This is a genomic window from Brevundimonas sp. P7753, from assembly GCF_013386595.1.
GTDB classification, from domain to species: domain Bacteria; phylum Pseudomonadota; class Alphaproteobacteria; order Caulobacterales; family Caulobacteraceae; genus Brevundimonas; species Brevundimonas bullata.
The window spans coordinates 1-26310 of record NZ_JACARP010000111.1 but is presented as its reverse complement, the minus strand read 5'-3'; the positions used below and the strand labels follow the sequence as shown (position 1 = coordinate 26310).

At 68.2% G+C, this 26310-nt stretch carries 27 protein-coding genes; 23 read left to right on the top strand and 4 right to left on the bottom strand.

Features of this window, described 5'->3' with window-relative positions:
• Nucleotides 1-92: 92 nt before the first annotated feature.
• Nucleotides 93-1544, bottom strand: a complete 1452-nt coding sequence (cysS, locus tag HX774_RS17290) for a cysteine--tRNA ligase (RefSeq protein ID WP_178828708.1) — start codon at nucleotides 1542-1544, stop codon at nucleotides 93-95.
• Between the two features lie 126 nt (nucleotides 1545-1670).
• Here cysS and folE point away from each other — a divergent pair, with 126 nt between their 5' ends.
• The 15 genes from folE to HX774_RS17215 all read left to right on the top strand — a co-directional run bounded on the left by folE (nucleotide 1671) and on the right by HX774_RS17215 (nucleotide 13421).
• Nucleotides 1671-2288, top strand: a complete 618-nt coding sequence (folE, locus tag HX774_RS17285) for a GTP cyclohydrolase I FolE (protein WP_178828707.1) — start codon at nucleotides 1671-1673, stop codon at nucleotides 2286-2288.
• 201 nt (nucleotides 2289-2489) lie between these two features.
• On the top strand, nucleotides 2490-2930 hold the full coding sequence (locus tag HX774_RS17280; RefSeq protein ID WP_114817878.1) for a biopolymer transporter ExbD: 441 nt from the start codon (nucleotides 2490-2492) through the stop codon (nucleotides 2928-2930).
• Nucleotides 2931-3069: 139 nt separating this feature from the next.
• The gene (locus HX774_RS17275) at nucleotides 3070-3870 is read left to right on the top strand and encodes a hypothetical protein (protein ID WP_178828706.1); all 801 of its coding nucleotides are present in this window, start codon (nucleotides 3070-3072) and stop codon (nucleotides 3868-3870) included.
• Between the two features lie 51 nt (nucleotides 3871-3921).
• Entirely contained in the window at nucleotides 3922-4788 is an 867-nt protein-coding gene (locus tag HX774_RS17270) for an alpha/beta fold hydrolase (RefSeq protein ID WP_178828705.1), read from the top strand.
• Nucleotides 4789-4834: 46 nt separating this feature from the next.
• Complete coding sequence (locus HX774_RS17265) at nucleotides 4835-5689, top strand: aldo/keto reductase (RefSeq protein ID WP_178828704.1); 855 nt, start codon at nucleotides 4835-4837, stop codon at nucleotides 5687-5689.
• Nucleotides 5690-5727: 38 nt separating this feature from the next.
• A complete protein-coding gene (locus HX774_RS17260) occupies nucleotides 5728-5976 on the top strand; it encodes a helix-turn-helix domain-containing protein (protein WP_178828703.1) in 249 nt (82 codons plus the stop codon).
• The gene (locus tag HX774_RS17255; protein ID WP_178828702.1) at nucleotides 5976-6614 is read left to right on the top strand and encodes a Pr6Pr family membrane protein; all 639 of its coding nucleotides are present in this window, start codon (nucleotides 5976-5978) and stop codon (nucleotides 6612-6614) included. The genes HX774_RS17260 and HX774_RS17255 overlap by 1 nt, the downstream gene beginning before the upstream one ends.
• 10 nt (nucleotides 6615-6624) lie before the next feature.
• Nucleotides 6625-8154 (top strand): UbiD family decarboxylase, encoded by a 1530-nt coding sequence (locus tag HX774_RS17250; protein WP_178828701.1) that lies wholly within the window; start codon nucleotides 6625-6627, stop codon nucleotides 8152-8154.
• A gap of 108 nt (nucleotides 8155-8262) precedes the next feature.
• Nucleotides 8263-10098 (top strand): M14 family metallopeptidase, encoded by a 1836-nt coding sequence (locus HX774_RS17245; RefSeq protein WP_178828700.1) that lies wholly within the window; start codon nucleotides 8263-8265, stop codon nucleotides 10096-10098.
• A 2-nt stretch (nucleotides 10099-10100) separates the two neighbouring features.
• Nucleotides 10101-10496: an MAPEG family protein gene (locus tag HX774_RS17240; protein ID WP_178828699.1), complete on the top strand. Its 396-nt coding sequence runs from the start codon at nucleotides 10101-10103 to the stop codon at nucleotides 10494-10496.
• A gap of 43 nt (nucleotides 10497-10539) precedes the next feature.
• Nucleotides 10540-11886, top strand: coding sequence for a TldD/PmbA family protein (locus tag HX774_RS17235; protein WP_178828698.1), 1347 nt, complete (start codon nucleotides 10540-10542; stop codon nucleotides 11884-11886).
• Nucleotides 11883-12677 carry a 3'(2'),5'-bisphosphate nucleotidase CysQ gene (locus HX774_RS17230; RefSeq protein ID WP_178828697.1) on the top strand — a complete coding sequence of 265 codons (795 nt, stop codon included), beginning with the start codon at nucleotides 11883-11885 and terminating at the stop codon, nucleotides 12675-12677. Before HX774_RS17235 ends, HX774_RS17230 begins: the two co-directional genes overlap by 4 nt.
• Before the next feature lie 14 nt (nucleotides 12678-12691).
• Entirely contained in the window at nucleotides 12692-12943 is a 252-nt protein-coding gene (locus tag HX774_RS17225) for a DUF4170 domain-containing protein (protein ID WP_178828696.1), read from the top strand.
• Nucleotides 12944-13041: 98 nt separating this feature from the next.
• Entirely contained in the window at nucleotides 13042-13224 is a 183-nt protein-coding gene (locus HX774_RS17220) for a hypothetical protein (protein ID WP_114817866.1), read from the top strand.
• Nucleotides 13221-13421: a hypothetical protein gene (locus tag HX774_RS17215; RefSeq protein WP_114817865.1), complete on the top strand. Its 201-nt coding sequence runs from the start codon at nucleotides 13221-13223 to the stop codon at nucleotides 13419-13421. The genes HX774_RS17220 and HX774_RS17215 overlap by 4 nt, the downstream gene beginning before the upstream one ends.
• Here the strand turns inward: HX774_RS17215 and HX774_RS17210 are convergent, their stop codons facing one another.
• Nucleotides 13422-14087 carry a beta-lactamase hydrolase domain-containing protein gene (locus HX774_RS17210; RefSeq protein ID WP_178828726.1) on the bottom strand — a complete coding sequence of 222 codons (666 nt, stop codon included), beginning with the start codon at nucleotides 14085-14087 and terminating at the stop codon, nucleotides 13422-13424.
• 90 nt (nucleotides 14088-14177) lie between these two features.
• Between HX774_RS17210 and HX774_RS17205 the strand changes: the two genes are divergently transcribed.
• The 7 genes from HX774_RS17205 to HX774_RS17175 all read left to right on the top strand — a co-directional run bounded on the left by HX774_RS17205 (nucleotide 14178) and on the right by HX774_RS17175 (nucleotide 23577).
• Nucleotides 14178-16043 carry an ABC transporter ATP-binding protein gene (locus HX774_RS17205; RefSeq protein ID WP_178828695.1) on the top strand — a complete coding sequence of 622 codons (1866 nt, stop codon included), beginning with the start codon at nucleotides 14178-14180 and terminating at the stop codon, nucleotides 16041-16043.
• On the top strand, nucleotides 16040-16726 hold the full coding sequence (locus HX774_RS17200) for a lysophospholipid acyltransferase family protein (RefSeq protein ID WP_178828694.1): 687 nt from the start codon (nucleotides 16040-16042) through the stop codon (nucleotides 16724-16726). Before HX774_RS17205 ends, HX774_RS17200 begins: the two co-directional genes overlap by 4 nt.
• 3 nt (nucleotides 16727-16729) lie before the next feature.
• Nucleotides 16730-18031: a 3-deoxy-D-manno-octulosonic acid transferase gene (locus tag HX774_RS17195; RefSeq protein WP_178828693.1), complete on the top strand. Its 1302-nt coding sequence runs from the start codon at nucleotides 16730-16732 to the stop codon at nucleotides 18029-18031.
• Entirely contained in the window at nucleotides 18028-19047 is a 1020-nt protein-coding gene (gene lpxK / locus HX774_RS17190) for a tetraacyldisaccharide 4'-kinase (RefSeq protein ID WP_178828692.1), read from the top strand. The genes HX774_RS17195 and lpxK overlap by 4 nt, the downstream gene beginning before the upstream one ends.
• Before the next feature lie 124 nt (nucleotides 19048-19171).
• The gene (locus tag HX774_RS17185) at nucleotides 19172-19900 is read left to right on the top strand and encodes a response regulator transcription factor (protein WP_114817859.1); all 729 of its coding nucleotides are present in this window, start codon (nucleotides 19172-19174) and stop codon (nucleotides 19898-19900) included.
• Nucleotides 19901-19911: 11 nt separating this feature from the next.
• Nucleotides 19912-21279: a FecR domain-containing protein gene (locus HX774_RS17180; protein ID WP_178828691.1), complete on the top strand. Its 1368-nt coding sequence runs from the start codon at nucleotides 19912-19914 to the stop codon at nucleotides 21277-21279.
• Nucleotides 21280-21282: 3 nt separating this feature from the next.
• Complete coding sequence (locus tag HX774_RS17175; protein ID WP_178828690.1) at nucleotides 21283-23577, top strand: CHASE2 domain-containing protein; 2295 nt, start codon at nucleotides 21283-21285, stop codon at nucleotides 23575-23577.
• A 4-nt stretch (nucleotides 23578-23581) separates the two neighbouring features.
• On the opposite strand, the gene HX774_RS17170 is transcribed toward HX774_RS17175, so the two are convergent.
• A complete protein-coding gene (locus tag HX774_RS17170; RefSeq protein ID WP_178828689.1) occupies nucleotides 23582-24088 on the bottom strand; it encodes a DUF4136 domain-containing protein in 507 nt (168 codons plus the stop codon).
• A gap of 45 nt (nucleotides 24089-24133) precedes the next feature.
• Nucleotides 24134-25450, bottom strand: coding sequence for an amidohydrolase family protein (locus HX774_RS17165; protein ID WP_178828688.1), 1317 nt, complete (start codon nucleotides 25448-25450; stop codon nucleotides 24134-24136).
• Between the two features lie 127 nt (nucleotides 25451-25577).
• On the opposite strand from HX774_RS17165, the gene HX774_RS17160 reads away from it, so the two are divergent.
• Entirely contained in the window at nucleotides 25578-26276 is a 699-nt protein-coding gene (locus HX774_RS17160) for a murein L,D-transpeptidase catalytic domain-containing protein (RefSeq protein ID WP_178828687.1), read from the top strand.
• Nucleotides 26277-26310: the final 34 nt, after the last annotated feature.

Genomic DNA, 26310 nt, shown 5'->3' with positions numbered 1-26310 from the left:
CAACGTCTGATCCACGACATTCAAAAGTCGTGCCCACACCCCTCATCCGGCCCTGACGGGCCACCTTCTCCCTCAAGGGGAGAAGGGAAGAATCAGCCCTTCATGCGCCAGGTGGCGCCTTGCGGGCCGTCCATGACGACGACGTTCAGTTCGTTGAGGCGGTCGCGGATGCGGTCGGCTTCGCCCCAGTTCTTGTCGGCGCGAGCGGCGGCGCGTTGTTCCAGCAGGGCCTCGACCTCGGCCTTGAGCGCAGGATCGCCGCCCTCGAACCATTCGTCCGGCGTCAGGGCCAGCACGCCGAGCAGGCCGGCGGCTTCGGTCAGGCTCCAGCGGGCCATAGCGACGTCGTTGATGTCGGCCTCGGCGTCGTTCAACAGGTCCCGCAGGGCGTTGCCAAGACCGAACAGCTGGGCGATGGCGCCGGGCGTGTTCAGGTCGTCCTCCAGCGCGTCCAGCACCGGGTCCATCGCATTCTCGGCCAGTTCCATCTCAGCCTCATCCAGCGTGGCCTCGTCGAAGTCGGCCAGGGCTGCGTCGGCGTCGCGCAGGACGCCGTAGAGACGGTCGAGGTTCTTGCGGCTCTGCTCCAGCAGGGTCTGGTTCCAGTCCAGAGGCTGACGATAGTGGGCGCTCAGCAGGGCCCAGCGCACGACCTCGCCCGGCATGGCCTGGACCAGATCATGCAGCAGTAGGACGTTGCCGATCGACTTGGACATCTTCTCGGCGTCCACGGTCAGGAAGCCGTTGTGCATCCAGTAGTGGGCGTATTCGTCGTGCGCCTGATCGCCATGGGCGTGGCCGTGGGCGCATACGCCCTGGGCGATCTCGTTCTCATGGTGGGGGAAGATCAGGTCGATGCCGCCGCCGTGGATGTCGATGGGCAGACCCAGGGTCTTCTCGATCATGGCCGAGCATTCGATGTGCCAGCCGGGACGCCCCTCTCCCCAGGGCGACGGCCAGGACGGCTCGTCCGCCTTGGACGGCTTCCACAGGACGAAGTCGTGGGGGTTCTTCTTGTAGGGCGCGACCTCGACGCGGGCGCCGGCGATCATGTCGTCCAGATTGCGCCCCGACAGCGCGCCGTAGGACGGATAGGAGGAGACGTCGAACAGGACATGACCCTCGGCGGCGTAGGCGTTGCCGGCGTCGATGATAGCCTGGATCTGGGCCGTGATGGCGTCGATGTAGTCGGTGACGTGCGGGGCGATGTCGGGCGGGCTGACGTTCAGCAGGCCCATGTCGGCCAGATAGGCGGCCTCATACCGCGCCGTGATCTCGCCGATCGGCACGCCTTCCTTCGCCGCCTTGGCGTTGATCTTGTCGTCCACGTCGGTGACGTTGCGGGCGTAGACGACCTTGTCCGGGCCATAGGTCCGGCGCAGCAGGCGCACCAGGACGTCGAACACCACCGGCGGGCGGGCGTTGCCGATATGGGCGTAGTCATAGACCGTGGGGCCGCAGACATAGAGCGTCACCCGGTTCGGATCGCGCGGCTCGAAAGCGCGCTTTTCACGGCGAAGGGTGTCGTGGATATGCAACGGCATGGGTGACAGTCTTTGCGAGTTTTCTTGCGGGACGGACGGCGTGTCCCATATAGCGGCCTGATACACAGTCCGAACGGATTGGTAAAAGGTAGCCTTGGCGGTCTCCCCGCCCCGCTGGATCAGTTCATGAGCACTTCGCCCGCCAAGCCCGTCCTCGTCACCGATGAAACCGCCGTCGTGCGCCCCAGCCGCGAACAGGCGCTGGAGGCCGTGCGCACCCTGATCGCCTGGGCGGGCGACAACCCGGCGCGCCCCGGCCTGATCGACACGCCTAAGCGCGTGGTCGACGCCTATGCCGAATGGTTCGACGGTTATGACGCCGATGCGGGCAAGGAGCTGTCGCGCACCTTCGAGGACGTGACCGGCTATGACGACATGGTTATCCTGCGCGACATCGAGATCGAGAGCCACTGCGAGCACCACATGGCTCCCTTCCTGGGCAAGGCCTATGTCGCCTACCTGCCGGGCGAAAAGGTCGTGGGCATCTCCAAGCTGGCGCGCGTGGTCGAGATCTTCGCCCGTCGCCTGCAGAACCAGGAGACGCTGACCAACGACATCATCGAGGCCATCGAATCGCACCTGCAGCCGCGCGGCGTGGCCGTCCTGCTGGACGCGGCGCACCAGTGCATGACCACGCGCGGGGTGCATCACCGCCACGTCACCACCATCACCACCCGCTTCACCGGCGCCTTCAAGACCGACCCGGCCCTGGCCGACCGCTTCCTGAAGCTGGCGCGGGGCTGAGGACAAAGAGCAGAGTCTCAAAGGGTTTGATCCGGTCGTTTCGCAGATGCGAAGCGGCCGGTTTTGCAATCTTATTGCCCGATGACGCGAATTCGTCACGCAAGACGGCTTTACAAGCCCGGCGCGGGACGCCAAGACACCAACCATACCTTTGAGTGCTGCTCGCCAGAGAACGCGGGCTGTGATGGGAGACGACGGCGTATGGGCTCTAAACTTTCCGGTCCCGCGGGCCAGGGTGGCAAAACGATCGAACAGAACGCGGACATCAACGTCACGCCGTTCGTCGACATCATGCTGGTTCTGCTGATCATCTTCATGGTCGCCGCGCCTCTGGCCACCGTGTCGATCAAGCTGGACCTGCCGCCGGCGGTGCCGAGCGTGACGGACGAGAAGCCCAAGGAACCCGTGTACATCACGATCCAGGAATCGGGCGAAATCTACATCGCCGAACAGGAAACCTCGGTCGCCACCCTGCCGGCCGACGTCTGCGCCGCTCAGGACGTGACGACGGACTGCCGCGAAGAGCGCGTCTTCGTCCGCGCCCAGCCGGAAGTGAAGTACAACCAGTTCATGGAAGTCATGAACAAGCTTCAGGAAAACGGCTTCTACAAGGTCGGCCTTCTGAACGAAGACATCAGCTAAGACCTCTCTTTCGCAGAGCGTCAGGACAAGGGTCGCCCCACCGGGCGACCCTTTTTCTTTGGCCGCGCCTCAACAGGGCGCTTGCCCTGATCCCCGCCGCCGTTCTTGATGCGGGCTGTGAGTTTCGGGGGAAATTGCCATGATCGCAGCTTTGCTGGCCGCCAGCCTGCACGTCGCCGTCCTCGACGGAGCCTCCGACTGCCGCCCCATCGCCGGCGCCGAGGTCCTGTGGCGCGACGACGTCCGCTATGTCTTCGTCGGCGAGACCCACGGCACGACCGAGGCGCCCGCCGCCTTTGCCGAGCTGGTCTGCGTCGCTCTGGAACAGGGGCCGGTGACGGTTTCGGTCGAATATCCGGTGCAGATGCAGCCGACGCTGGACGCCTTCATGGCCGCCGACAGCGACACGGCGGCGCGCGCCGCCCTCGCCGCCTACGAGTACGGCCCCTTCGTCCACCATGACGGGCGCGGAAGCGGCGCCATGCTGGAGCTGTTGCTGCGGATACGCGCCATGGCGAAGGCGGGCGAGGATGTGACCCTGGTCGCCTCCGTGCCGGACAGCCCCCGCGTCGAGGGCTTCCGTCAGTCCTATGCGGAGATGGACCGCGCCGTTCTCTGGGGACGACAGGCCATGGCGCGGCCAAAGGCGCGGGTGATGGTTCTGGTCGGCCGGGTCCACGCGGAAAAGGTTCGCCGGATCGGCTCGCCGCTGGGCTTGCCCGCCGCCGCCCATATCCGGCCAGAGGAGACCCTGTCCCTGTCCCTCGCGCGTCAAGGCGGAGAGGCATGGATGTGCCTGGACGAATGCGGAAACGCGCCGATTCCCGAATCCGACGACCCGACGCTGCGCGGCCTTGTCTTGGCGCCCCAGCAGGACGGGAAGTTCGACGGCCTGCTGGCGCTCGGCCCGGTGAGGGCGTCCGCCCCCGTCAAGCCTTGACCTCACCTCGCGTCAATCGCCTAGAGTTCGTTTCCAATCAGGACGGACCCTATGACCGAGCTCGTGACCCGCGACTTCACCGCCCTCGCCGCCGACGGCTATCCGTTGTCGATGCGGTTGATCTCGGCGGCTGAGCCGAGGGTGGCCGTGCTGGTGTCGTCGGGGACCGGGTTTCCCAAAGGCTTTTACGAGCGGTTCGCCCGGCATCTGGCGGATCAGGGCGCGGCGGTGCTGACCTATGATTTCCGGGGCATAGCCGGGTCGCGGCCCGAGGACCTGAAGGCCATGGCGATGGACTATCCCGACTGGGGGCGGCTGGACATGCCCGCCGCCCTGGACGCCCTGATCGCGGCGGCGCCGGGCCTGCGCGTCGTCCATGTCGGCCACAGCGTCGGCGGGCATTTCCTGGGTTTCATGGCCAATCAGGACCGGATCGCCCGCCACGCCTTCGTCTCGGTGGGCACCGGCTGGTGGGGCGGGCATCACCGATCCTACAATCCGATGGAGCTCTTCTTCTGGCTGGGATTCGGGCCGTTCAGCCTGATGCGGCACGGCTATATCAAGGGCGGCGGCCTGTGGGCCGGGACCGACCTGCCGCGCGGGGTCTTCACCACCTGGCGGCGCTGGTGCCTGAAGCGGGAATACTTCTCGCGCGAGCTGGAGACGACGCTGCGACCGCATCATTACGAGGCGGTGACGGCGCCGATCCGGTCGTGGATCTTCACCGACGATCCTATCGCCACGCCGAACAGCGCGCGCGACCTGTTGAGCGTCTATCCCAAGGCTCCGTCCGAGATCAGCGTCCACGCGCCGTCCGACTTCGGCGCGCGGCGGATCGGCCACGAGGGCGCCTTCCGCAAGGGGATGGAGCCGCTGTGGGACCGGATTTTCCACTGGCTGGACAATGGCGAAGGCTGATCCGGCTCCTATATCGAGCGCTCCCCCCGACCTCGCGGAGCCTCCCATGTCCTATTCCGACCAGCCCACTGTCGTCGCCTCTGGCGTGGAGATTCCGCTTCTCGGCTTCGGCACCTGGCAGCTGGAGGGCGACGACGCGCGGCGCATGGTGCGCGAGGCCCTGCGCATCGGCTATCGCCACATCGACACGGCCTGGATCTACAAGAACGAGAAGGCCGTGGGCGACGGCATCGCCGACGCTGTGGCCGAAGGGATCGCGACGCGCGACGACATCTTCGTCACTACCAAGATCTGGGTCGAGCACTTCCATCGCGACGCTCTGCTGCGACAAGCTGAAGAATCCGCGATCAGCCTGGGCCTGACGCCGGACCTGCTGCTGCTGCACTGGCCCAAGCCGACGCCGTCGCTGGCGGAGACCATCGGCGCCCTGAACGAAGCCCAGGAGAAGGGCTTCACCAGGCATATCGGCCTGTCGAACTTCCCCTCAAGCCTGTTCCGCGAGGCGGCGGCTCTGTCCAAGGCGCCGCTGATCACCAATCAAGTCGAGTATCACCCCTATCTGTCGCAGAAGACCCTGATCGAAACGGCGCGCGAGCTCGGCTCGTCCATCACCGCCTGGTCGCCGCTGGCTCAGGGCAAGATCGCCGAGGACGCGGTGATCGGCGAGATCGCCAAGGCCCACGGCAAGGCGAATGGTCAGGTCGTGCTGCGCTGGATCATCCAGCAGGGCGTCATCGCCATTCCGCGCACCGCCAAGGAGAGCCGCGCGGCCGAGAATTTCGACATCTTCGACTTCGAACTGTCGGCGGAGGAGATGGCGCGCATCCACGCCTTGGCCCGTGCCGACGGCCGCCTGGGCGACTGGCTGGACGCGGCCTTCCAATGGGATCAGGATGCCTGATCCAACAGCGTCATAGGACGCAAGCGTCGGAGGACGTCATGGGTTCGGTTCTGGGCTTTCCGGGGATTGATCCGACAGACGCCCTGATCGGCGCCCGCATCCGGCGCTGGCGGGATCAGAGGGGCGTCGCATCAGCCGATCTCGCCGCCGCCCTCCACCTGACGCCCGAGGCCCTGCGCCGGGTCGAGGCGGGGCGCGAGCATCTGGATTCCGCAGGCATCGACGCCGCCACCCGCGCCCTGCACCTACCGGTGTGGGCGCTGGCGGCCGACAGGCCTGAATACTGATGGCCCGCCTCTATCGCGCGGTCTTCGCCTGCGTCGGCTGGTTCGCCGTGGCCTTGCAGTACGCGGTGACGCTGGCGGATAATCCCGACAGCAGCGCGGGCGAGCTGACGCTGAACTTCTTCAGCTACTTCACCATCCTGAGCAATATTCTGGTGGCCCTGGCCCTGACGGCGCCGGTCGTGGCGCCGAACAGCCGGCCCGGGCGCTGGTTTGCGGGCGAGGGTGTGCGGGCGGCCATGGCCATGTATATCGTGGTGGTCGGTGTGGTGTACCACTTCCTGCTGGCCCCGACCTGGAACCCGCAAGGCCTGGCCCTGCTGGGCAACAGCCTGCTGCACTACGTCATGCCCGCCGCCTTTGTTCTGGACTGGCTGCTGTTCGCGCCCAAGGGTCGTCTGAACTGGAAGGACCCGGCGAAGTGGCTGATCTTTCCGCTGATCTATGGCGGTTGGACCCTGATCCACGGCGCGCTCAGCGGCTGGTGGCCCTATCCCTTCGTGGACGTCGGCGCTCTGGGTCTGGGGCGGGTGCTGCTGAACTTCGTCGGCCTGCTGGTCTTCTTTCTGATCGTCGGCCTGACCGTCGTGGCGATTGACCGCACGTTTGGACGGCGTGACAGACGCACGATTGCCGCCTAAGCGTCAGCGCATGGCCTACAAGTCCCTGCGCGATTTCATCGCTGTCCTCGAAGCCGACGGCGAACTGGTTCGCGTGTCCGAACCCGTCTCCACCCATCTGGAGATGACCGAGATCCAGACCCGGCTGCTGAGGAACGGCGGCCCGGCGGTCCTGTTCGAGAAGCCGGTCATGCCGGACGGCTCGATCAGCCCCATCCCCTGCCTGGCCAACCTGTTCGGCACGGTGAAGCGGGTCGCCATGGGCGTGACGCTGGAGGGCAAGACGCGGACGACAGCGGGCGAGTTGCGCGAGGTCGGCGAACTGCTGGCCTTCCTGCGCAATCCGACGCCGCCGCGCGGCTTCTCCGACGCCATGGAGATGCTGCCCCTGGCCAAGACCGTCATGTCGATGCGGCCCAAGACGGTGAAGAAGGCCCCGGTACAGGAGGTGGTGCTGAAGGGCGATCAGATCGACCTGACGTCACTTCCCATTCAAGGCTGCTGGCCCGGCGAGCCCGCGCCCCTGATCACCTGGGGCCTGGTCGTGACCAAGGGGCCGTCAGACGACCGCGAGGACGACTTCAACCTGGGCATCTATCGGATGCAGGTCCTAGGCAAGGACAAGGCCATCATGCGCTGGCTGGCGCATCGGGGCGGAGCCCAGCACTATGCCCGGCACAAGAAGGCGGGCAAGCGGGAGCCCCTGCCCTGCGCCGTCGTGCTCGGCGCCGACCCCGGCACGATCCTGGCCGCTGTGACCCCGGTGCCGGACACCCTGTCGGAGTATCAGTTCGCCGGCCTGATGCGCGGCTCCAAGGCCGAGCTGGTCCCATGCAAGACCGTGCCGCTGATGGTGCCGGCCAACGCCGAGATCGTGCTGGAAGGCCATGTTCTGCTGGACGAGTTCGAGGACGAAGGCCCCTACGGCGACCACACCGGCTATTACAACTCGGTCGAGAAGTTCCCGGTCTTCCAGGTGACGGCCATCACCATGCGGAAAGATCCCATCTATCTGACCACCTTCACCGGCCGTCCGCCGGATGAGCCCAGCGTGCTGGGCGAGGCGCTGAACGAGGTCTTCATCCCGCTGATCCGGCAGCAGTTCCCCGAGATCGTCGACTTCTGGCTGCCGCCCGAGGGGTGCAGCTATCGCATCGCCGTAGTGTCGATGAAGAAGGCCTATCCGGGTCACGCCAAGCGGGTGATGATGGGCTGCTGGAGCTATCTGCGGCAGTTCATGTACACCAAGTGGATCATCGTGGTGGACCACGACATCAACGCCCGCGACTGGAAGGACGTGATGTGGGCCATCTCGACCAAGATGGACCCGGCCCGCGACATCACCGTCATCGAGAACACCCCCATCGACTATCTGGACTTCGCCTCGCCCGAAAGCGGCCTGGGGTCCAAGATCGGCCTGGACGCCACCGACAAGTGGGAGCCCGAGACCAAGCGCGAATGGGGCGAGGAAATCCGCATGGACGAGGCCGTGGTCGAGCGGGTCAACGACCTGTGGGACCGTCTGGGCTTGCCGGGCGACAAGACGCCGATCTGGAAATAGCGGCTCGCATCGGGGCGCGGTTCTGGACATAGGGTTCACACGGTCTGGAAATCGAGGCGAAGAGGGTTAAGGTCGCGCTTCGTTTTTTTGCGTGGTTCTGGAGCCCTCATGTCGCATCGCCTCCTGGCCGCCGCCCTGCTGCTGACGCTTGCGAGTCCCGCCATGTCCCAGACCCCGCCCGCTTCCATTCAGAACGTCGCGCCGTGGGATCAGGCCTTCCTGCCGCCCGCGCCCGCGTGGGACGGGGCGTCCAAGGCCCTGCTGCGCGATGCGTCCGATCCCTGGGTCACGGCCTTCGAGGCGGACGCGGCGCATGACTTCTCGCCCTCCTATGCCGACACGCGCGCCTGGTTCGACCGGCTGGACGCGGCCAGCGACCTGATCCGTATCGAACAGTTCGGCGTCTCGCCGGAGGGCCGTCCCCTCTATGCGGTGATCGCGTCCAAGGATGGGGCGACGCTGGACCCGTCCAAGCCCATGCTGCTGGCCCAGGCCGGCATCCATCCGGGCGAAATCGACGGCAAGGACGCGGGCATGATGCTGCTGCGCGACATGGCGTTTTACGGCAAGGACGGCCTGCTGGACCGGGCCAACCTGATCCTGATCCCGATCTTGAGCGTGGACGGGCATGAGCGCACCGGCCCCTATTCGCGGCCCAACCAGCGCGGGCCGCGCAACCAGGGCTGGCGTCACACGGCGACCAACCAGAACCTGAACCGCGACTTCATGAAGCTGGATCAGGCCGAGATGCAGGCCGTCATGGGCCTGATCCACAAGTATCAGCCCGACCTCTACGTCGACATCCACGTCACCGACGGTATCGATTATCAATACGACGTCACCTATGGCTACAACGGCGAGGACGGGGTCTGGAGCCGCAGCCCGGCCATCGCCAGGTGGCTGGACGAGGCCTTCAAGCCCGAGATGAACGCCGCCCTGGAGGCGCAAGGCCACATCCCCGGCGAACTGGTCTTCGCCATCGACGACCGCGCCCCCAAGAAGGGGATGAACGACGGCGGTCTGGGCGAGCGCTATTCCAACGGCTGGGGCTCGGCGGCCCACGTCCCGACCATCCTGATCGAGAATCACAGCCTGAAGCCGCATGAGCAGCGGGTGCTGGGCACCTATGTCTTCCTGGAAGAAGCCCTGAAGGTTCTGGCCGAGAAATCCCAGGCCCTGCGCGCCGCCATCAGCGCCGACCGCGCCCTGCGCCCCGCCGAACTGCCCGCCAACTTCAAGGGCGATGAGCAGCCGACGCGGATGCGCCCGTTCAAGGGCATCCTTTATGACACCTATGACAGCGCCGCCTCGGGCCGTCCCGAACTGCGCTGGCTGGGCCAGCCGGACCCGGAGCTGTGGCAGGTGCCCTACTTCGGTTCGAGCCCGACGCTGACGCTGAAGCGCCCGACCGCCTACTGGGTGCCGTCCTATCGCGCCGACCTGATCGAGCGATTGAAGATGCACGGCGTGCAGATGGAGACCCTGGACGCGCCGCGCACGGTGGCCGTCGACATGCTGCGTCTGGTCGATCCCAAGGTGTCGGGCCGCACCAATGAAGGCCATGTGCCGATCACGGTCAGCGAGGTTCGCGCCGAGGCCCAGGACTGGACCTTCCCCGTCGGTTCGGTGCGCGTGCCGACCGATCAGCCGATGGGCGACGTCGCCATCCTGCTGCTGGAGCCGCAGTCGAGCGAGAGCTTCTTCGCCTGGGGCATGTTCCCCGAGGTGCTGAACCGCGTCGAATATATCGAGGCCTACGCCATCGCCCCCCTGGCCGAGAAGATGCTGGCCGCCGATCCGGCCCTGAAGGCCGAGTTCGAGGCCAAGCTGGCGGCCGAGCCCGCCTTCGCCGCCGACGGCGACGCCCGTCTGGCCTGGTTCTATGAGCGCACGCCCTTCTATGATCAGCGCTTCCGCCTCTATCCGGTCGGACGGGAGAAGTGAGCATGGTCCCTTCGATTCAGGCCGCGACCCTGTGGGGCGGGCTGCTGATCCTGCTGCTGCTGGTCCTGTCCAGCGTGGTGGTCAGCCATCGGCGTCGGCATCTGATCGAGTTCGGGGACGGCGGAAATCCCGAGATGACGCCCGCCGTTCGCGCCTTTGGCAACGCGGCGGAATACATCCCGGCGGGCATCTGCGGCCTGATCCTGCTGGCATTCGTCGGCGCGCCGCCCCTGCTGATCCACGGCGTCGGCGGCGTGCTGTTCGCGGGCCGGGTCATCCACGCCCTGGGTCTGCTGTTCCAGCAGGGGCCGTCGCTGGGCCGAGTGACGGGCATGGTTCTGACCTGGCTGGCCCTGCTGGTGGCCTCGGTCAGCCTGATCGCCTGGTCGGTGATCTAAGCCTTCTTGTTGCGATGCCGGGTCGGGTCCGCCATATCGGGGCATGTCCGATAAGACGCCTTCCCCCGACATCCTCCATGATCTGGTCGCCGCCGCGCTGAAGGCCGGCGCCGACGCCGCAGAGGCGGTCTCCGCCCACCGCGCCTCCCTGTCCGTCGGCGTGCGCAACGCCGAGCTGGAAGAGGTCGAGCGCGAGGAGGCCCGCGACCTGGGGCTGCGTGTCTTTGTCGGGCGACGTCAGGCGACGGTGTCCGCCTCGGACCTGTCCGACGCCACCCGCGCCCGTCTGGTGGAGCGCGCCGTGGCCATGGCCCGGCTGGCGCCCGAAGACCCCTATGCCGGTCTGGCGCCGCGGGACCGGCTGGCGAAGGGCCCGCACGCCGACCTCGACCTGTTCGACCCGTCCGAGCGCACCGCCGAGGCGCTGGAAACCGCCGCCGCCGAGGCCGAGGCCGCCGCCCTGTCGGTCGAGGGCGTGGCCCGGTCGGAGGGCGGGCACGCTTCCTGGTCGGCCAGCGAATGGCGGCTGGTCACATCTCACGGTTTTGACGGTCGCCATAAGGGCAGCGCCTTCTCGCTGGGCGTCGGCGTCATCGCTGAAAAGGACGGGGCCATGGAGCGCGGCGGCGAGAGCCGGGCCACCCGCTATCTGTCCGACCTGCCGGGCGCCGCCGAGATCGGCCTGAAAGCCGGCGAGCGCGCCGCAGCCCGCGTCGGCCCGCGCAAGATCGCCTCGACCACCGCCCCGGTCATCTTCGAGAACCGCATCGCCACCCAGGTGCTGTCGCCTCTGCTGGGCGCCATTTCCGGCCCGGCCATCGCGCGCGGCAGCTCCTTCCTGAAGGACAAGCTGGGCCAGCGGGTCCTGCCCGCGGGCGTGGACATGATCGACGATCCGTTCCGCCTGCGCGGCCTGGGCTCGACCCCGTTCGATGACGAGGGCGTGGCGGTCGAACGCCGCAACATCGTCGAGGACGGCGTCATCACCACCTGGCTGCTGAACAGCGCCGCCGCCGCCCAGCTGGGGATGGCCTCGACCGGCCACGCCTCACGCGGTCTGGCCGGGCCGTCCGGCGTCTCGACCCACAACCTGCATCTGGCGCCGGGCGAGCGCGATAAGGCGGGCCTGATGGCCGAGGCCGGGTCGGGCCTGCTGATCACCTCAATGTTCGGCCCTTCGCTGAACGCCAATAACGGCGACTGGTCGGCGGGGGTCTCAGGCTTCTGGTTCGAGGACGGGGAGATCGCCTATCCGGTCAGCGAAGTGACCGTGGCGGGCAATTTGATCGACCTCTACGCCCGACTGGTGCGCGGGTCGGATCTGGAGTTCCGGGGTTCCTTCAACAGCCCCTCCCTGATGTTCGACGCGGTGGCTATCGCCGGCAAATGACTGATCTCGCTTCCGACCTCGACCTGATCCGCGACGCCGCCCTGGCGGCGGGCAAGCTGGCGCTGGAGCATCGCGAGGCGGGGCTGAAGGTCTGGTCCAAGGAGGGCGGCTCGCCCGTCACCAGCGCCGATCTGGCGGTGGATCAACTGCTGCGGGACACCCTGCTGACGGCGCGGCCCGACTATGGCTGGCTGTCGGAGGAGACGGCCGACAACGCCGACCGTCTGTCGAAGAAGCGCATCTTCGTGGTCGATCCGATCGACGGCACCGTCGCCTATATAAAGAACAAGCCGTGGTGGTGCGTGCCCATCGCCGTGGTCGAGGATGGCCGCCCCGTCGCCGCCGTCATCCACGCCCCCATGCTGGGCGAGATGTTCGAGGCCACGCTGGGCGGCGGCGCCCGGTTGCAGGGTCGCCCGATCAGCGCCTCGGACACCGACACCCTGGAGGACGCCGAGCTTCTGGCCGACGCCCGGCTGATGGAGGCGCGCGAATGGGCCGAGCCCTGGCCGGAGATGCGCTTCACCAAGCGCAACGCCCTGGCCTATCGCATGGCCCTGGTCGCCGCCGGGGCCTTTGACGCGGCCATCGCCATCAGCCCCAAATGGGACTGGGACGTCTGCGCCGGCGCCCTGATCGCCGAGGAGGCCGGGGCCAGGGTCAGCGACCATATGGGGCGCCCATGGTGCTTTAATCGTCGCGATCCGCGACAAACCAGCCTGATCTGCGCCGCTCCGGCCCTTCACCCGTTGATCGTGAGGCGCACAGCGCCTATCCCGCTCGCCATCTGAACCTCCCTCTCGCAATGGACCCCCTCTCCATGGCTGACGCCCACGATCCGCAACTGCTTCACCTCGTCATCGGCGGCGAGATGCGCCACCCGGCCGAGCCGGTCTTTCGCGATCTGACCCAGGTCGAGTTCGTCGGCGCCTTCGGCAGCTATGACGAAGCCAAGCAGGCCTGGAAGGCCCGCGCCCAGGCCACGGTCGACAACGCCCACATGCGCTACTTCATCCTGCACGCGCACAAGTTGATCGACCCGCGCTCCGACGTCTGATCCATCGCGCGCGCCTCACGGCGACGTTTCGGAACCGCACAGGCGGCTGACGCGCTTTCTCGTCAGCCGCCTTTGGCGTTTCTGGAGAGGTCACCGACATGCTGCCCACCCTGATCGTCCTGTTGTTGGTGATCCTGGCCGTCGTCGCTATCGTCTGGGTCGTGCGCAAGGGACCCGCGCACACGCCGCGTCCGGGCGAGGATCAGGACACGGCTTGGAACGATCCGATCACCCCGGCCGAACCCCATAGCCGCCCCCACGACCCGGAGCCCCGACCTTGACCCTGTTCGGCTACACCATCGACGGACAGCAGCTGTTCGGCGTCCTCTCCCTGGTCAGCGTTCTGGCCCTGTGGCTGATCGTCCTGGGCCGCGAGCGCAACTATGCGCGCTGGTTCCGCCAGTGGGAGGCTGACCGCAAGGCCCGACGGGACGCCGAGACCGCGCATCACGGTCCCAAGCGCGGTCCCTGGGGCTGACTACTCGCGCTTCAACAGGCGGTCGACGACCAGCTTGCCCCACCAGCCGGCCTTGAACTCGGCGCGGATGGCCTTGGGGTCATAGGCGTCGCTGTCGATCCAGTCTTCGAAGCTGACGCCGGTCGGCTCGACCTCGGCCACGTATTTCTCCAGCACATGGTCCAGCACGCCGGTCAGGCCCTCTCGGCTGTGCAGGGTGCGCTTGCCCAGTTCCGACATGGCCGCCGAGATCGGCTCGCCCAGATGGAAGTGGCGATAAAGCACCGCCATCATCCCAGCCCGGTCCGCGCCCGACTTGCAGTGGATCAGGGCCGGATACTCAATCGTCTGGAACAGTTCGCGCGCCCGGTGGATGCGGTCGCGGCCCGGCGGATCGCGCGAGTCCAGCGGGGCGTCGATCAGGGTCAGGCCCAGCCGCTCGCAGGCGTGCTTTTCCAGCCAGTAATAGGCCTCGTCGCGCTGGCCGCGCAGGTTGATGACCGTCTTGATCCCGCGCCGCTTCCAATAGGCCAGCTGGCCAGGCGACGGCTGATTGGTGCGCACGAGGTCCGGTCCAAGCCAATGAGCGTTGGTGAAGGCCGTGCGCAGGAAGGCGTGGTCGGCCCAGAAATAGGCCCAATGCGCCTTGAATCGGCCCATCGCCGTGGTCAGATCATAGCGCTGCATAAGCCGCAGATAGCGACGAAACCGCACCGCGTCACCTGCAGGCTTCGCCGTGCGGCTTGACTTGGCGTCCAACCCGTTCGACCGAGAGCCATGACCACCCCCGCGCCCGCATCCAACACCCGCGAACCTCTGCGGCCGCTTCTGGGCCGGATATGGCGCGACTACCTGGCCCGGCACAAGCCGGCCTTCTTCGCCTCCATGTTCTGCGCGGCGCTGTCGGGCGGCTTGACCGCCCTGCTGCTGAAGTTCCTGGAACCGGCGATCGACCTGCTGTTCACCAAGCACGAAGGGCCGGTGAATATCTGGGGCCTGGTCAGCATTCCGGCGGACAAGGTGCTTATCCTCATCCCCCTGGTCATCATTGTGGTGGCCGTCATCCGGTCACTGGCCATGGCGGCGCAATCGGCCCTGGTGAACCGGCTGGGTCACGGCATTGTCGGCGACATCCAGAAGCAGCTGTTCTCGGGCATGATCCGGGCCGACCTGTCGCGGCTGCGCGGCCAGCATTCGGGCAGCTTCGTCTCGTCCGTCCTGTTCGACGCCAACCTGGTGCGCGAAGCCTTCACCTCGGGCGTGGTCAACTACACCCAGAACGCCCTGATGCTGCTGGGCGTCATCATCGCCATGGGCTTCATCGACCTGCCGCTGACCCTGATCGTTCTGCTGGGCGTGCCGGTGGTCAGCTGGATCATCCGCCGCTTCGGCCAGAAGTCACGCAAGGCCGCGCGCGGCGCCATGGTCGAGACCGAGGCCCTGTCCAGCGCCCTGATGGAGAACCTGGACGGCGTCCGCGTCATCAAGATCGAGAACCGCGAGGCTGCCGAGGAAGCCCGCGTCGGCGAGGTCATCGCCCGACGCCAGCGCCACATCATCAAGGGCGCCGACAGCCGCGCCTTCGCCGGACCGGCCAGCGACATCGTCGCCTACGGCATCGTCGCCGCCGTCATGGCCTATGCCGGATGGAGCGCCAGCCAGGGTCAGATGACGGTCGGTGCCTTCGCCTCCTTCATCGGCATGTTGCTGCTGGCCGGACAGGCCCTGCGTCAGGTGACGAACCTGACCACGGTCCTCAGCGAGGGCCTGACCGCCGCGCGCCGCCTGTTCACCGCCCTCGACATCGAGCCGGAAATCCGTGAAGCGGCCGAGGCCATCGCGCTGGAGACCGGCCCGGTCACGGTCGCCTTCGATCACGTCTCCTTCGCCTATCAGACAGGCGAGGACGGCGGCGCACCGACCCTGTCCGACGTCAGCCTGCACGTCGCGCCGGGCGAGACCATCGCCCTGGTCGGGCCGTCGGGCGGGGGCAAGTCGACCATCCTGTCGTTGCTGCCGCGCTTCTATGACGTGACCGCCGGAGCGGTGACGATCAACGGCCGCGATATCCGCGAGCTGAAGCTGCAGTCCCTGCGCGACCATATCGCCCTGGTGACGCAGGAGCCCTTCCTGTTTGACGACACCATCGCCGCCAACATCGCCTATGGCCGCAAGGGCGCCTCGGCCGAACAGATCATCGAAGCCGCCCGGTCTGCCGCCGCCCACGACTTCATCACCGCCCTGCCCGAGGGCTACGCGACCCGCGTCGGCGAGGGGGGGATGCGGCTGTCGGGCGGTCAGCGCCAGCGCGTCGCCATCGCCCGCGCCTTCCTGAAGGACGCCCCGATCCTGTTGCTGGACGAGGCCACCAGCGCGCTGGACACCGAGAGCGAGGCCCTGGTCCAGGCGGCGCTGGAGCGGCTGATGCACGGCCGCGCCACCCTGATGATCGCCCACCGCCTGTCCACGGTGCAGAACGCCGACCGCATCTATGTCATCGAGGCCGGCCGAGTGGTCGAGCAGGGCACCCACGCCAGCCTGGTCAAAAAGGGCGGCCTCTACGCCCGACTGGCGCGGCAGCAGTCGCTGGACGGCCCGCTTCCCGTCACCGCCTCGCCCCTGCCCGACGAGACCGGCGCATGAGGCCGCTGCGCAACCCCGTCGTCCAGACTTCGATGGCCTGGCTCCTCTCGGAATGGATGCGGTTCTGCTACGCCACCATCCGCTGGACGCATGAGAACGAGCAGGCGGCCGAAGAGGTCTGGGCCGAGGGCGGCGGCGTGCTGTGCGCCTTCTGGCACTCGCGGCTGGCGCTTGGCCCTGCCAGTTGGCCGATGAAACGGGCGCAGCCGATCAAGGGGCTGGTCTCGCTCAGCCCGGACGGCGAGTTCTTCACCAAGGCCGTGGCGCGTCTAGGCATTCCCGCCGTGCGCGGCTCCTCGGCCAAGAAGGACAAGGCGGCCAGTTCCAAGGGCGGCACCCAGGCCCTGCGCGACGGTCTGAAACAGTTGAAGGTCGGCGGTCTGGCCGTCACCCCCGACGGTCCGCGCGGCCCCTCGCGTCAGATGGCCGAGGGCCTGCCCCTGATGGCCAAGCTGTCAGGCGCGCCGGTCCTGTTCATCGGTCTTTCGTGCAAGCCCGCCATCCGGTTGAACAGCTGGGACCGCGCCGTCCTGCCCCTGCCCTTCGGCAAGGGCGCCATCGTCTGGGACAAGGCCTGGTATCCCGAAGGCGCCGAGATGTCCGAGGTCGTCGCCGACTGGACCGAACGGCTGACGGCGGTCGAAGCCCGCGCCGACGCCATCGTCGGCCTGGAGCGGATCTAGGCCGTGATCTTCAGCCCCGCCCTGATCGCCTATCGCCTGCTGACCCGCCTGATCGAGCCCCTGGCCCCGCGCCTGCTCGACGCCCGCGTCAAGCAGGGCAAGGAGGACCCGCAGCGGGTCGACGAGCGCCTGGGGCTGGCCGGCGTCGCCCGCCCCGCCGGGCCGCTGATCTGGATTCACGGCGTCAGCGTCGGCGAGGCTCTGTCCATCCTGCCGCTGGCCGAGCGCATCCGTAAGGACCGGCCCGATGTGACGGTTCTGGTCACGACCGGGACGCTGACCTCGGCCCAGGTTCTGGCCAAGCGCCTGCCGCCCGGCGTCATCCACCAATTCGCACCCGTGGACAGTCCCGGCGCCGTCGCCGCCTTCCTCGACCACTGGCGGCCCACCGTCGGCGTCTTTGTCGAGAGCGAGCTGTGGCCCAATCTGCTGATGGCGGCGAAGAAGCGAGGCGTCGCCCTGGCCCTCGTCAGCGCCCGCATCACCGACAAGACCGCCGAGGGATGGAAGAAGGCCCCCGGCATGGCCCGCGCCCTGATGGCCTGCTTCGCCCACGTCTGGCCCCAGGATCAGGCCAGCGCCGACCGGCTGACATTGCTGGGCGCCCGCGTTGACGGTCAGGTGAACCTGAAGCTGTCGGGCGAGCCCCTGCCCTATGACCAGGGCGAGTTCGGCCGTCTGTCGGCCCTGATCGACGACCGCCCCGTCGTGGTCGCCGCCAGCACCCACGAGCACGAGGAAATGGCCATCGTCGGCGCGCTGGATCATCTGGCCGACCGGCTGTTCCTGATCGTCGTGCCGCGCCACCCGGATCGCGCCGACGAGATCGCCCGATCCCTGAGCCAGGACGGCTACAGCTTCGCCCGACGCAGCCAGCGCCAGCCGATCACGGATCAGACCGACATCTATCTGGCCGACACGCTCGGCGAACTGGGCCTGTTCATGCGGCTGGCTGATGTGGTGGTCATGGGCGGGTCGTTCGCGCCGGCGCTGGGCGGCGGCGCCGTCGGCGGGCACAATCCGCTGGAGCCGGCCCGTCTGGGCAAGCCGGTCGTCACCGGCCCCGACGCCAGCAACTGGGCCGCCGTGACGCGGATGCTGAAGCAATCCGGCGGACTGGTTTCCGTGCTGTCGCCTTCAGAACTGCCGGGTATCGTCGGGCCGCTGCTGGCCGATCCCGACGCCGCGCGCGACATGGGCGAGCGCGCCCGCCGCGCCGCCGCCGAGGCCGCCGCCGGGCTGGACCGGCTGTGGCTGGCGCTTCAGGCCCACCTGCCCGCCGCCCCCTCACGAGGCCGTCGATGAAGCTGAACACCCCCCGCTGGTGGTACAGCCGCGACCGCCGCCATGCGCCGGTGGCGCGGATGCTGCTGAAGCCCGCGTCCTGGATCTGGGCCGGCGTCACCGCCCGCCGCATCGCTCGCGCCACGCCGGTTGATCCCGGCGCGCCCGTCATCTCCATCGGCAATCTGACGGTCGGCGGTTCCGGCAAGACGCCGATCGCGCGCGAGGTGCTGCGCCTGCTGCACGCTCAAGGGATCAAGGCCGCCGCCCTGTCGCGCGGCTACGGCGGGACGCTGGATGGCCCGGTTCAGGTGGATCTGAGCCTCCACACCGCCGCCGAGGTGGGCGACGAACCGCTGATGCTGGCCGCCGACGCCCCCGCCTGGATCGCGCGCGACCGCGTGGCCGGAGCGCGCGCCGCCGTGGCTGCGGGCGCCGAGGCCCTGGTGCTGGACGACGCCCATCAGAACCCGATGCTGAACAAGAACCTCAGCCTGATCGTCGTGGACGGCGAGACGCGCGGCGACGAATGGCCGTTCGGCGACGGCTCGGTGTTTCCCTCTGGCCCGATGCGCGAGCCGCTGAAGGCCGGGTTGGCGCGCGCCGATGCGGTCGTCATCCTGCTGCCTGCCGACCTGGCCGAGGCCGACCCGGAACTGATCGAAGCCTTTGGGGATCTGCCCGTCTTCATCGCTCGGCTGGAGCCCGCCGTCGCGCCGCCGTCCGGGCCGCAGGTCGGCTTCGCCGGCATCGCCAAGCCGTGGAAGGTGGAGCGGTCGCTGATCGCCGCCGGTTGCGACCTCAAGGAGTTCGTGCCCTTCCCCGACCACGCGGCCTTGTCAGAGCGCGACTTCGCCCTGCTGACGGATCGGGCGGCTCTGTACGAGGCCGGTCTGGTCACGACGGAGAAGGACTGGGTGCGGCTGCCGCCGGAATGGCGTCAAAGGATCGTCGCCTGGCCCGTCACGGCGCAATTCGCCGACGAGGCGGCGTTTCAAACCTTCCTGACGCGGAATCTCAGCCTTAGCCTTCCCTGAAAATGGATCTTGATGGGCAAAACCATCCCAAAGTGACGAGATTTTACAATCCTGACCTTGGTCTTCGGCCCCAAGCCCGACCTTAAGCGTTATGGGTGAATGACCTCTCGGAGCGTCCAGTAAAATGAAGATCGCAGTTCTAGACGACGACCCAGTCCAGCTGGAGACCATTTCCAGCGTGGCGCAGGCGGCCGGCTATCGTCCCGTGCTTTTCTCGCGGGCGCAGGCGCTGATCTCGGCGCTGCGCAAGGATACCTTCGACCTTCTGATTGTGGACTGGAACCTGCCTGATCGTTCGGGTCTGGAAGTGCTGGCCTGGGCGCGGACCAATCTGAAGCCGCCGCCGCCCATGCTGCTGGTCACGAGCCGCGCCGAGGACGAGGACATCGTCGCCGGTCTGAACGCCGGGGCCGACGACTACCTGCCCAAGCCCCTGTCGCCCGCCGTGCTGGAGGCGCGCATCAACGCCCTGATGCGCCGCGCCTACGCCCAGCCTTCGACGCCCGGCGCCGAAATCCACGGCGACACCGTCTTCCACGACTCGTCCAGCGCCGTGACGCGCAACGGCAAGACCGTGGTTCTGACGGCCAAGGAATATGCCCTGGCCCAGCTGCTGTTCCGCAACCTGCACCGCGCCCTGTCGCGGACCTATATTCTCGAGACCGTCTGGGGCAATGAGCCCAATCTGAACAGCCGCTCGCTGGACATGCACATCTCGCGCATCCGCACCAAGCTTGAGCTGCGCCCCGAACAGGGCTTCCGCCTGACGCCCATTTACAGCTACGGGTATCGTCTGGAACGCGTCAGCGCCGTTGAGGCCCTCATGGGCGACATCGCGTCCGAGGACGCATAAGAGGCGACACCATGAACAGAAACCGGATGATCATCGTCGGCCTGACGGCGGCGCTGCTCACGGCTTCTCCCAGCTTCGCCCAGAACAGAGCCGCGCCTCGATCCGCGCCAGCCGTCGCGCCGGTCGAGACGCTCGACTATGTGGTGCGGCCCGGCGACACCCTGATTGATCTGGCTGAGGCCTATCTGAACCGCCCCTCCGACTATCGCCGGGTTCAGCGCGACAATCGCGTGGCCAACCCGCGCCGTCTGCCCGTCGGGCGCACCCTGGCCATTCCGGTGTCGCTGCTGCGCGCCGATCCCGATCAGGCCCGCATCTCCAGCTTCAGAGGCGCCGTCACCCTGAGCCAGAGCGGACGCGCGGCGCCCCCGACGCAGGGGCAGGCGGTGTCCGAGGACGCCGTCCTGACCACCGGCGCCAACGCCTTTGTCCGACTGGCCCTGTCGGACGGCAGCCATGTGGTCGTACCCTCCAACAGCCGCGTTCGTCTTTCCCGCTTGCGGCGCTACGCACTCAACGGGGCGGTGGATCACGCCATGACCGTTGAAGCCGGCCGGGCTGAATCCCAGGTCACGCCGCGTCGGCGTCCCGGCGGCTTCGTGGTCCGCACCCCCGTCTCCGTCTCCGCCGTACGCGGCACCGAGTTCCGCGTCGCCTTCAACGACGCCGCCGACCGATCGGCCACCGAGGTCATCAAGGGCGTCGTCGAAGTCGATTCGGGCGATGGCCTGAGCGAAGCCGTCGCCGTCGCCGATCAGGGAGTGTCGACCAGCCTGACGGATACACGCCTGCTGCCTCTGCTGCCGGCGCCCGCCCTGGCGCTGCCCGACGAGGTTCAGTCCGGCCCGGTCGTGGACTTCACCCTGACGCCGCTGGACGGCGCCGCCGGCTATCGCGGGCGTCTGGCCACGGATGCCGGCATGATCGACGCCTTCGCCGAGGCCGACAGCGCGCCGAACACGCCGCACCTGTCGTTTGGCGATCTGGCGGACGGCGCCTACTTCCTGCGTCTCGGCGCCCTGTCGCCTGAAGGCATGGAAGGCCGCAACACCACCTACAGCTTCATCCGCGCCCGCAACGGCGTCGGCGGCCTGACCTCGAGCAGCGAGACCCGCGACAACCGCCGCTTCTATCGCTTCCGCTGGGAGGCCGAGGGCGAGGGCGAGGCCAGCTTCCGCTTCCAGCTGTCGCGTGAAGACGCCGAGGGCCGGGCCGGAGGACCGCCTCTGGTTGATCAACCGGGCGTCGCCGAGCAGGCCTTCACCCTCAGCGACCTGCCGCCCGGCGTCTATACCTGGCGGGTCCAGGGGTCGCGTCATCGCTTCGGCCGCCTGCTCCAGGCCTGGTCAGAGCCCCAGCAACTTCGCATCGGGCGCTGATCCGTGCCGGCGCGAGGCTGGCTCGGCGCTGGCCTGACAGGCCGACGCGCCCTGATCGAATGGGGGCTGGTGGCGGCGGTCACGGCCCTGCTGGTCGGCTGGCTGGCGCTCAGCCCCGCCGCCGACCGCGCCGACAACCTGGTCTATGACGGCCTGATCCGGTTGCAGGACGGCCCCGCCGACCCGTCCATCGTCATCATCGCCATCGACGACCGCAGCCTGAACGCGCTCGGCCGCTGGCCCTGGACGCGGACGGTCCACGCCGCCCTGATCGACCGTCTGACCCAGGCCCAGCCCCGCGCCGTGGCCTATGATGTCCTGTTCACCGAGCCCGAAGCCGGCGACGCCGCCCTGGCCGCCGCCCTGGCCCGCGCGCGCGACGTTCACCTGCCCCTTCTGGTCGAGGCCCCCGGCCAGAACGGCGCCGCCTGGCAGGTCAGCGAACCGGCGTCCGATCTGGCCCGCGCCGCAGCCAGCCTGGGCCACGTCAACATGATCGTCGACGGCGACGGCGTGATCCGCCGCGTGCCGCTTTACATGCAGGCGGGCGCTCACAGCTGGCCGCAGTTGGTCGTGCCCCTGGCCGAGACGGCGGGGGTCGCGCCGTCCGCGCCGCGCCCGGACGCGGAAAGCGGCGAGGCCCTGATCGCCGCCACGCCTGAAGCCATCGCCTATCGCGGCCCGCCTGGACGGTTCCGCACCCTGTCCTTCGTCGACGTGCTGAATGGCGAGGTGCCCGCCGACTTCCTGAAGGACAGGCTGGTTCTGGTCGGGGCCACGGCGCCCGGAATGGGGGACCGCTACGCCACGCCCGCCGCGCCGCACGGCGAACTGAGCCCCGGTGTCGAGATCCAGGCCGCCCTGCTGCAGACCCTGCTGGAGGGCGGCGGTCCGCGCACGCTCAGCCCGCCCTGGGTGCTGGGGTTGTCCTTGCTGCCGCTGGCCCTGCTGATCGGCGGTTTTCTGGTGCTGCGCCCCTTGGCCAATATGATGCTGGGGGCGGGGCTGATCGTCCTGACGCTGGGCCTCAGCGCCGTCGCCTTTCTCAGCGCAGGCCTGTGGTTTCCGCCGGCTGCGGCCATCGCGGGCCTGGCCACGGCCTATCCCTTCTGGAGCTGGCGTCGCCTGGCCGCCGCCTCGGCCTATATGCAGAGCGAGGTCGAGGCGTTTCAGCGCGAGGCCGCGCCCATCCCGATCGCCGGCCTGACCCCCGCCGTCATCGCCCCGCGTCACGGCGACGTCGTCGCCAAACAGGTGGACACCCTGCGTGCGGCCCTGAAGCAGTTGCGCGACCTCGACCGCTTCATCGCCGACGCCCTGCGCAGCCTGCCCGACGCCACCGTCGTCGCTGCGCCCGACGGGCGCGTGCTGGTGGCCAATGATCGGGCCCACGCCCTGTTCGGCGCCGCCCTCTGCACGGAGGCCGGTCTGGGCGACCTGTTCCTGACGCTGGGCGAGCCGTCATGGCGTCGCTTCATCGCGGACGAGGCGAACGACCTGGGCGATATCCTGGCCCCCGGCGGTCAGGTGTTGAAGGTGGCGGCGGCGCCATTGACCGACGCCGAAGGCCGACCCGTGGGCCACATCGTCCGCTTCGCCGACATGACCGGCTTCCGCGTCGCCGAGCGCCAGCGCGAACAGGCCCTGCAACTGCTCAGCCACGACATGCGCGCGCCCCAGGTCTCGATCCTGACCCTGCTGGAAGGCAGACAGGACCGCGCCGACCCCGCTTTCGAGCGGCGCATCGGCGACTATGCCCGGCAGACGCTGGATCTGGCCGAGGGCTATGTCCAGCTGGCTCGAGCCGAGTCCCAGCCCTATCGCAGCCTGGTCCTGGATCTGGGCCAGGTGCTGATGGACGCCGCCGACACTCTGTGGCCCCAGGCCTCAGCCAAGGGCGTGACCATCCAGACGCCCGACAGCGAGGAAGAGCATCTGGTTCAGGGCGACCCGGCCCTGCTGCGGCGGTTGCTGACCAACCTACTCGACAACGCGCTCAAATACGGTCCGGCGGACGGCGTCATCACCTGCGCCCTTGAGGGCGGCGAAGAGGATGGGCGTCCGACCCTGATCGTGCGGATCAGCGATCAAGGCCCTGGATTGTCCGAAGAAGCGCAGCGGCGTCTGTTCCAGCCCTTCGGTCACGGCGACGCCGATGCGCGCGGGTCCGGTCTGGGCCTGGCCTTCGTGCGGACGGTGGCCCGGCGTCACGGCGGTCAGGTGATCTATGAGGCGGGGCTTGTCGGCGCCACCTTCGTTCTCACCCTGCCCCGGTTCATCGAGGCGGATGCGGCCTAGGGGTTCATGGGGCCGCGGGCAGTTCCGCGACCACGGCCTGGGCCAGGGCGTCCAGGGCGGCGTCCGTCTGACGATCCCCAACCACGGTCACGGCCTGGGCCTGATAGGCGGTCGGCGCGGCGCCGGGTCCGTTCAGGGTCAGGCTGAGGACATGGGTCTTGCGCCGGGCCGACCACCATTGCGGCAGGACCGGCGACGCCGTCCATTCGCCCTGACGCGCCGCGTCGTCGGTGAAGGCGCCGGTACGCTGGGGCCGCACGCCATAGGCGATCTCGATCAGCCAGTCGGCGCTCTTGTCGCCCTCACGCCAGCCCCTTGCCTGGAGTTGGCGCCGCACGGCGGCCGTTGCGGCGGTGACATCCGGCGCTCCGGCGTCGGGGACCGCCAGCCGATAGGTCGCCGCGCCGGGTTGGAACGCCGGAGGCGGGGTGACGTCAATGCGCGGCCCCGTGGCGCACCCGGACAGGGCGGCGGCGGCCAGGGCGATCAAGAGGGAGGAAGAACGGGCCATGGCTCACTCTAGCCCGCAGAACACGGTCGAGCCATGGCCGTCAGGTCAGTCCTGACGGAAGACCTGACCGTTCTTCATCACGAAGCGGACGCGTTCCAGTTCGGTCACGTCGCTCAGCGGGTCGCCCGAGACGGCGATCAGGTCGGCGGGCATGCCCGGCGCCAGACGACCGGCCTCGTTCGAGATCTTCAGGTGTTCGGCAGCGCCGACTGTGGCGGACTGGATGGCCTCCAGCGGGGTCAGGCCGGCGCGGACCAGCAGGGCGAACTCCTGGGCGTTGTCGCCATGGGCCGAGACGCCGGTGTCGGTGCCGAAGGCGATACGGACGCCGCCGGCATGGGCGCGGCGGGCCATGTCCAGCATCTTGGGTCCGGCTTCCAGCGCCTTGGCGGTCTGGGCCGGGGTGAAGAAGTTGTCCGGGCTGGCGGCGATGCGGGCCACATAGTCGCCGGCCATCAGGGTCGGGACCAGCCAGGCGTTGTGCGCCTTGAACAGCCGCATGGACTCGTCGTCCAGATAGGTGCCGTGCTCGATGGAATCCCCGCCCGCCTTGAGGAAGGCGTTGATGCCGTCGACCCCGTGGGCGTGGGCCGTGACCTGGCGTCCCATGCGGTGGGCCGAGGCGACGATGGCGGCCAGTTCGTCCTCGCTGAACTGCTGGGCCAGACCGGCGGCGGTGTTGGACAGGACGCCGCCGGTGGCGGTGATCTTGATGATGTCGGCGCCGCTGCGAACCTGAAGGCGCACCGCCCGCATGCAGTCCTCAGGTCCCGAGCAGATGCTCTCGGGCGACATCAGGTGAAGGATGTCGTCGCGATAGCCGTTGGCGTCGCCGTGACCGCCATGGATCGACACGGCCGAACCCGAGGCGATGATGCGCGGCCCCGGCACATCGCCGCGCCGCACCGCGTCCCGCAGGGCGAAGATGGCTTCGTTGCTGGCGCCCAGGTCGGCCACCGTGGTGAAACCGGCGTTCAGGGTGCGGCGCGCGAAACGAGCGCCGACCATGGCCTGGGTCGCGTCCGACTGCGTCACCCCGTCCAGCCGCGAATTGGGGCTGGATTCGCCAGTCAGGTGGACGTGGCTGTCGATCAGACCCGGTAGGACGAAGGCGCCGCGCAGATCGACCACTTTTCCGTCGCCGACGAAGCCGTCGCGGATTTCGACGATCTGGTTCCCTCTGATCACGAGAGTTTTATCGCGCAGCACGCGACCGTTGGCGGGATCGGCCAAAAGCCGCCCGACTTGGACGAACGTGGTCGGCTGTTCCGCCGAAACGGCAGCGACCGCAGGGGCTTGTCGCGCCTGGGCCGAGGTGGCGGCCAGAACGGCAGCGGTCACAATCAGAGCCAGTTTCTTCATCGGTCCCTCCCAGAACTCCAGATTTCACCTTACGCCCTTCGCGGCTTTCGCCAAGGCTCAGGTTGCGTCGTTACGCCCCTTCGTGAAACAAGCCGTCACAGTTGTTTAATCGTGCGAGGGGCGTCGCATGCGGCTTTCCAGACGTGGCTTGATCTTGGGCGGTTCGGCCCTGCTGGCGGGATGTTCTTCCGCCGCCTCTACCGTTCAGCTCGCCGGCGCCGCGCCTGCCAGCCTTCCTGTCGTTCCGGTCCCGACCGTGACGCCGCAGACGGTTTCCGTGGCCAGGGCGACCGGCCCCGCCATCGACCCGCACGGCATCGTGCGCAAGGACCTGATGGAGCGCGCCCAGGCCGCGCTGGACACTCACGGACACAAGATCTCCAAGCGCGACCGAATGTATCTGGTCGATTTCAAGAAGTTCTCGGGCGAGGACCGCTTCTACGAGGTCGATCTGGAAGGCGGCTGGGTCACGGCTTATCGCACCAGCCACGGGCGCGGCTCGGACCCGGCGCACTCGGGCTTCGCCCAGCGCTTCTCGAACCAGATGGACAGCCATATGTCGTCCATCGGCGCCTACGCCACGGCGGGCGCCAGCTGGGGCTCGCAACAGGGGCCGAACGTGCTGCTGGACGGGCTGGAGTATTCCAACAACCGGGCGCGCGAGCGGGCCATCATCATCCACGGCGCCGACTACGCCGACCCGGCCTTCCTGGCCCGCGAAGGCAAGCTGGGCCGGTCCTACGGCTGCTTCTCGGTGTCGCACGCCGACCTGGCGCCCCTGCGCGAACGCATGGGCGAGGGCCGGCTGCTGTTCGCCATGGCCTGATCGTTTTATCGTCGCCCTCGGGCTTGTCCCGAGG